Here is a 5,056-nt window from a genome sequence, read left to right as displayed (position 1 = left end):
CTGACCGGAGCCGAAGCCCAGCTCCAACGGCAACTGCTGCCACGGGATCCCCGTGTAGAGCACGAACAGGATGCCCTGCAGGCACAGCCGGTCGGGCACTGGCTTGGGCCCGGGCGAGCGCTCAGGCGAGGGCGGCAGCAACGGCTCGATCATCGCCCACAACCCGTCGTCCACGACCCACGGCTTGACGCTCACGTCCTCACGAACGGCTCAATCGTCGTACCGGTTACGGCTGACCTGCACCAGCTCGCAAGATCGTGTTACGGGCTCATAGCTTTCATCGACGAGCACCGGGACCGCTTCGGTGGGGTCGAGCCGATGGAGCTGTTGGGTCACGCCCACATCGGCAATGCCACGACGGTGTACGCCCACGTCCGACTCCGCCTCCAGCGCGCCGTCATCGCCCTCCTTGGCCACGCCCTCCGTGGCCCCTCGGAGTCCACTGAAGAGCCCGACGGAGGCGACGATCCGCCACCTTGTGCGGCACCCGTCCGCTGAGGTTGCCGTCAACTACTACCGTGAGACCTCTCGACGCGCTGACCGGGCCTAGCGAAGTTTTCCCGCGAGAGCGAGGTCGCGGCCGCGGTCTCCCCAGAAGCATGCGACCACTCCCGTCAGTGTGAGCGAGCACATGTCGCACGGCTAAGCAACGAACCGGACGGGTTCGTACAGCTGGTGTCCGAAACCCTCAAAAGGAATTGGGTGCGGTTCGTTTCGATTGAAGGTCGCGGTCAAGCGGTGAGGGCGGGCAAGCTGGCTTCCAGCTCTTCCACCCGGGCCCGAGCCGTTGCCTCGCGGGCTTCCAACTCCTCGAACAGCGAGCCCATCTGCCCCCTCCTTCACCACCACGGTAGAGACGAGCGGCCGCGAACACAGCCCGGACGGAGGTCGATGTCGACGGCAGGGACTAATGTCCGTGCACGCCGTCGATAGGAGAGCCGTGAACACGCGCGTGAACTGGTCGGGAGTTCGGGAACGCGTCATCGCAGTGGAGGAGGCCGAGCGTCGAGCCCGTGGCCGTGGGCCGTCTCGATACCCGACGTTCGAAAACGTCCTGACTCCTGCCGCCATTGCCGAGGTCGAAGCGCAGTTCGGTGTCGCGCTCCCCGACGAGTACCGCACGTTTCTGGCGGAGGTTGGAGCCGGTGGCCCCGGACCGGCACTCGAGCTCATGTCGTTGCGCCGAATCGACGGGAAGTGGGGATGGGTCTGGGAGAGCGACGAGGACCATCCCTGGCTGCTGGACCCCAGTGGGCCGTTCGTCGAGACGGAAGACTGGGCAGACCAGCAGATTGCGACCCTTCGCGCCGCCGGGTACGAACCCACCACACGTGACGAAGACGAGGACTATCTGGACGACTACCGCAAGGTCTTCGGCGACGCTGGCGACGATGCCTGGTTCCTGGAACGCGGGCGGGGTGCGATTCCCATCAGCGACAACGGATGCGGGATGACCGGCTGGCTCATCATCGTCGGCCCGCATCGCGGGGAACTCCGCGACCGGGACTGCGCGGTCAACCCGCCCTTCGAGCCGTACGTCGATGCAAACGGAAACCGTCACACCTTCCGCAGCTGGTACCTCGAGTGGCTTGAGCAACGCGAGAGGCAACTCGATGATCAAGGGCTGTGACCCTGGCCCGCCCCACGCACAGCGACCTACCAACCCTTCCCTTCGAAGGAACTGCACCCAAAGGAATTGGTGCCACACCCCTTCTCTGCCTCCGCCTTCAACGTTCTGGATGAAAGGGCCGAGCGGCCCGCGGGAGATGTCTTCTGGGGGCCGCTCGTGATCCTGGTGTGCTCGCCCTGGCGGCCGTTCAGTAGCTGGTCAGGTCTACGACGACATCACACAGGGGATCGTCGGTCGGCTTCTGGTCATGCTCGTTGTCGAGGTAGCCGGATGTGATTCCGGAGAGCAAGCCGGGGCCCGTGTGGCTGATGATCACGTCGGCCCCGTAGGTGAGGCAGCCGTCAGGGGCTGTGAGGTACAGCCGCATACGGTCGCTGCCGGTGATCACCAGCCCCTTGAAGACGGGGAGGTCCGGCGTGTGATCGGCGACCAGGGCGCGGATGATCCCGGGCAGACGCTCGAAGACCCCTTGGTGGTGGGCCTGGCCTGGAGCTGTCACAGCTTCGCCCAGGCCGGGCACTTGTTCCCCGGCTGGTTCTTGCAGAACGCGTTGATGACGCCGATGGTCTGCCCCCTGCCGGCGTCGTATCGCTGGTCCTTTGTCTTGCGTGAGTACTGAACGATGACCACGATCTTCACCATCCGAGGCCGGGGTACGCCGGTCTCAAACTCTACCCCGCCGTACACGAGGCGGCCGTGATGGTCGTCGCTCTCGGGGTGCTCGTTGACGACGGCCGCGATCGTTCCGCACTTCTTGATGTTGTGGCGGCCGGTGAAGTGCTGCCAGCCGAACTCGGAGTTCCCGTACCGGGTGACGATCTTTCGGCCCTGGGGGTCCTTGGCCTGGCACTTGATGCGGTGATCCCAGGGGTGCGGCTGTGCGGGCATGGGGGCCGCAGAGGCGACAGACCCCGCCGACAGGGAGGCCACGGCTATGAGCGCTGATGCGCCTAATGCGATCTTCTTCATGTAATGATCACATCATTGACTCTCTCGTGAGAACAACGGCGAGATCCGGCCGGTCACTACTGGGGGGAGCAGGAGGGTAACGGCCCTTGTTCGTGGAGCTCTTGGGACTTGTCCGGGCGATCGCGCGTCCCGTTAGGGTGGCCGTGACGAAGGGGCCTGATGAGTGCAGTGGAGATGATCCGCGCGGAGGCGGTCGCGCTCGTGCAGCGCATCATGGATGCGGACTACGCCTCCGACAACGAGGCGGCCGGCTGGTTGGACAGGCTCGACAGAGCCTTGGCATGTCCGTCTGGCCGCGTCAGTGGCTTGATCTTCTGGCCGCCGGAGCGGGAGCTTTCGGCTGATGAGGTAGTCGATCAGGCCCTGGCGTATGGACCGATCGCTTTGTGAGGCCGGGACTCCGCTCTGCAGCCAGATGACCAGGGCCGCGGCGGTGGCGGTGCCCAGGAAGACGTAGCCGCGCTTGTCGTAGCGACTGGCCACGGCACGGGACTGCTTGAGTTTGTTGATGGCCCGTTCGACCGTATTGCGTAGTTCGCGGCTATGCGATGCGCCGGACGGCAAGGATCGTCCCGTTTTCGGCAACCTTGACCACGTCGACGACTCGGCCTGGGCGTGGTGCCTGGACGACAAGGCCGTCACCGATCGCCATCGAGACGTGTTCCGGCCGGGAGGCGGTTCCTTCGGTGAACACGAGGTCGCCGGGTTGGAGTTGCCTGGCATCGGCGGGGATGGCGCTGCCGTCGTGGATCTGGGTGTAGGTGGTGCGGGAGCCCAGTCCTGCCGGGCCGCGTAACGGAAGCTGTTCCTCAGCAGGTGAACGACGCAGACTCCCCCTGTCTACCTCCGTGGTTTGGATGTTGCTGGGTGGCTGATCGAACTGGGTCAATTTGAGGGCATGCCGAGGGGCCGAGGGGTCAGGGCGTGATCGTCCCTCGGATGCTGGAGGCTGGTTGGAGCTCCTCAGTCAGTCAGGCTGGCCTCCGGGCGGGCGCTGTTGTGCTGGGCGGAGTCGTAGCAGGTGCGGTCCTGCCAACAGCGCCAGAGGATGCGGACCCAGCGGGCGCCGAGCCCGCGGATGGCGCGATGGTGCGGCTGCTTGTGGGCCCTGGCCTGCTTATATGCCTCGTGGACCCAGGGAACTTCGCGGGTCATGTTGAAGACCCACCAGTCCACGGCGTGGCGCATGCGCTTGTTGGCCGCGTAGCGGAAGCGGACCTGCCGGCTGCGGCCGGAGGCCCGGGTGACCGGGGCGACGCCGGTCTCGGCCAGGAGGGCGGCCGGGGTGGGGAAGCGGTCTCGATCCTCACCCATCTCGGCCAGCAGCATGGCCGCGCAGGCCCGGCCCATGCAGGGGAAGCTGAGGAAGATCGGCGCGTCGGGATGGGTGGCCAGCAGCTTGTCCACTCGCTTGTTGAGGATGCGGACGTGGTCGTTGAGCAGGGCGAGTTGCTCCGCGAAGAGCACGGCGGTCAGCTCCTTGCCCGCGACCGTGCCCGGTGCCGCGGCCAGCAGATGGGTGCGCAGCCGTTCCACCAGCACCTCCGGACGGGTGCGGCCTGAGTATCCGTGCCGGCCGGTGAACGCCTTCATCCGCTCGGGACCGACGCGACGGGCCTGCTCAGGGGTGGGATAGTCCCGCAGGAACGCCAGGCTGATGTCCCGGTCGAGCGAGGAGAACAAGTGCAGCACGGCGGGATGGTAGGCCTGCAGGATGGCCCGCAGCTGGTTCTCCAGGTCACGCTGGTTCCAGATGACGCGTTCCCGGTCGCGGATGACCGCGCGCAGCTCGGCCAGCTGCGGCGACGCTGCAGATAGCGGCCTCCAGTGACGGTGCTCGTGGCGGAGGCTGTCGGCCAGGACGAAGGCGTCGAACGCACCGTCCTTCTTCGGCGCCATCCGGTAGCGTTCGCGTGCCCGGGCAGAGATCTTCGGGGAGACGCAGTAGAGGGTGTGCCCCGCTGCCTGAAGGCGTTCGACCAGCAGACCTTCACCGCGCTCGATGGCGATGCCGGCCAGGGGGAGGTGGCGGCGCAGCTGCCGCTCCAGGTGCTCGAGGCCGTCAGCAGTGTGCGCGTACCGACGCTGAAGCAGCACCTGGCCGGCTCCATCGAGGAGACAGAGCTGATGATGCTGCTCGCCCCAGTCGAGGCCGCCGAACACGCCCTCTGCGGCCGTGTAGTTGGTGGGTAAGGAATTGTGCATAGGTTCCGTCCTGTCGTCCTGGTCACCGACTGGGCGGCCCCGCTGGTACCTCATCTCGGCGCTCGAGGCGCAACTCCCGCTGGCCAGTTCGCGGCCCGCCTCCAGCGGGAGGGACTGGTCTGCATGGGGGGTGATAGCTGCTACAAATTTTCTAGTCATCTGTAGACATCTCTTGTTGTGTATCTTGATCGTGTGAAGCTTTCGGAGTGGGCGCGCCGGCAGGGCGTGAGCTACCAGACCGCCTGGCGGTGG

The 5,056-nt window shown here is 66.1% G+C and carries 8 protein-coding genes and 1 pseudogene; 2 read left to right on the top strand and 7 right to left on the bottom strand.

Features of this window, described 5'->3' with window-relative positions; genetic code table 11:
- A partial coding sequence (locus SRB17_RS45025; RefSeq protein WP_153548002.1) for a transposase occupies nt 1-195 on the bottom strand: 195 nt, incomplete at its 3' end.
- Between the two features lie 15 nt (nt 196-210).
- On the bottom strand, nt 211-417 hold the full coding sequence (locus tag SRB17_RS48400; protein WP_153548000.1) for a hypothetical protein: 207 nt from the start codon (nt 415-417) through the stop codon (nt 211-213).
- A 523-nt stretch (nt 418-940) separates the two neighbouring features.
- On the opposite strand from SRB17_RS48400, the gene SRB17_RS45015 reads away from it, so the two are divergent.
- Nucleotides 941-1,630 carry an SMI1/KNR4 family protein gene (locus tag SRB17_RS45015; protein ID WP_194294379.1) on the top strand — a complete coding sequence of 230 codons (690 nt, stop codon included), beginning with the start codon at nt 941-943 and terminating at the stop codon, nt 1,628-1,630.
- Between the two features lie 187 nt (nt 1,631-1,817).
- On the opposite strand, the gene SRB17_RS45010 is transcribed toward SRB17_RS45015, so the two are convergent.
- Together SRB17_RS45010 and SRB17_RS45005 are read right to left on the bottom strand one after the other, a co-directional pair.
- Nucleotides 1,818-2,129, bottom strand: a complete 312-nt coding sequence (locus SRB17_RS45010) for a hypothetical protein (RefSeq protein ID WP_153547995.1) — start codon at nt 2,127-2,129, stop codon at nt 1,818-1,820.
- Nucleotides 2,126-2,518: a hypothetical protein gene (locus tag SRB17_RS45005; RefSeq protein ID WP_153547993.1), complete on the bottom strand. Its 393-nt coding sequence runs from the start codon at nt 2,516-2,518 to the stop codon at nt 2,126-2,128. Before SRB17_RS45005 ends, SRB17_RS45010 begins: the two co-directional genes overlap by 4 nt.
- Before the next feature lie 240 nt (nt 2,519-2,758).
- Here SRB17_RS45005 and SRB17_RS45000 point away from each other — a divergent pair, with 240 nt between their 5' ends.
- Nucleotides 2,759-2,989 carry an e9imm peptide gene (locus SRB17_RS45000; protein ID WP_153547991.1) on the top strand — a complete coding sequence of 77 codons (231 nt, stop codon included), beginning with the start codon at nt 2,759-2,761 and terminating at the stop codon, nt 2,987-2,989.
- A 15-nt stretch (nt 2,990-3,004) separates the two neighbouring features.
- Here the strand turns inward: SRB17_RS45000 and SRB17_RS47420 are convergent.
- The 3 genes and pseudogenes from SRB17_RS47420 to SRB17_RS44985 all read right to left on the bottom strand — a co-directional run.
- A pseudogene (locus SRB17_RS47420) lies at nt 3,005-3,130 on the bottom strand (IS5/IS1182 family transposase); the annotation flags it as partial.
- Between the two features lie 10 nt (nt 3,131-3,140).
- Nucleotides 3,141-3,488, bottom strand: a complete 348-nt coding sequence (locus tag SRB17_RS44990; protein WP_228396714.1) for an NlpC/P60 family protein — start codon at nt 3,486-3,488, stop codon at nt 3,141-3,143.
- Nucleotides 3,489-3,562: 74 nt separating this feature from the next.
- Nucleotides 3,563-4,804, bottom strand: coding sequence for an IS110 family transposase (locus SRB17_RS44985; RefSeq protein WP_153547987.1), 1,242 nt, complete (start codon nt 4,802-4,804; stop codon nt 3,563-3,565).
- Nucleotides 4,805-5,056: the final 252 nt, after the last annotated feature.

The sequence above is a fragment of the Streptomyces sp. RB17 genome, assembly GCF_009604455.1.
In the GTDB taxonomy this organism is placed as follows: domain Bacteria; phylum Actinomycetota; class Actinomycetes; order Streptomycetales; family Streptomycetaceae; genus Streptomyces.
Note: the sequence above shows the minus strand (reverse complement) of the source record. Positions and strands in the feature narration are given on the sequence as shown.

What these genes read in the sequence shown, in the direction of transcription:
- SRB17_RS45005 (WP_153547993.1), bottom strand. Translation starts at nt 2,518, where the DNA reads ATGCCCGCACAGCCGCACCCCTGGGATCACCGCATCAAGTGCCAGGCC.
- SRB17_RS45000 (WP_153547991.1), top strand. Translation starts at nt 2,759, where the DNA reads ATGAGTGCAGTGGAGATGATCCGCGCGGAGGCGGTCGCGCTCGTGCAG.
- SRB17_RS44985 (WP_153547987.1), bottom strand. Translation starts at nt 4,804, where the DNA reads ATGCACAATTCCTTACCCACCAACTACACGGCCGCAGAGGGCGTGTTC.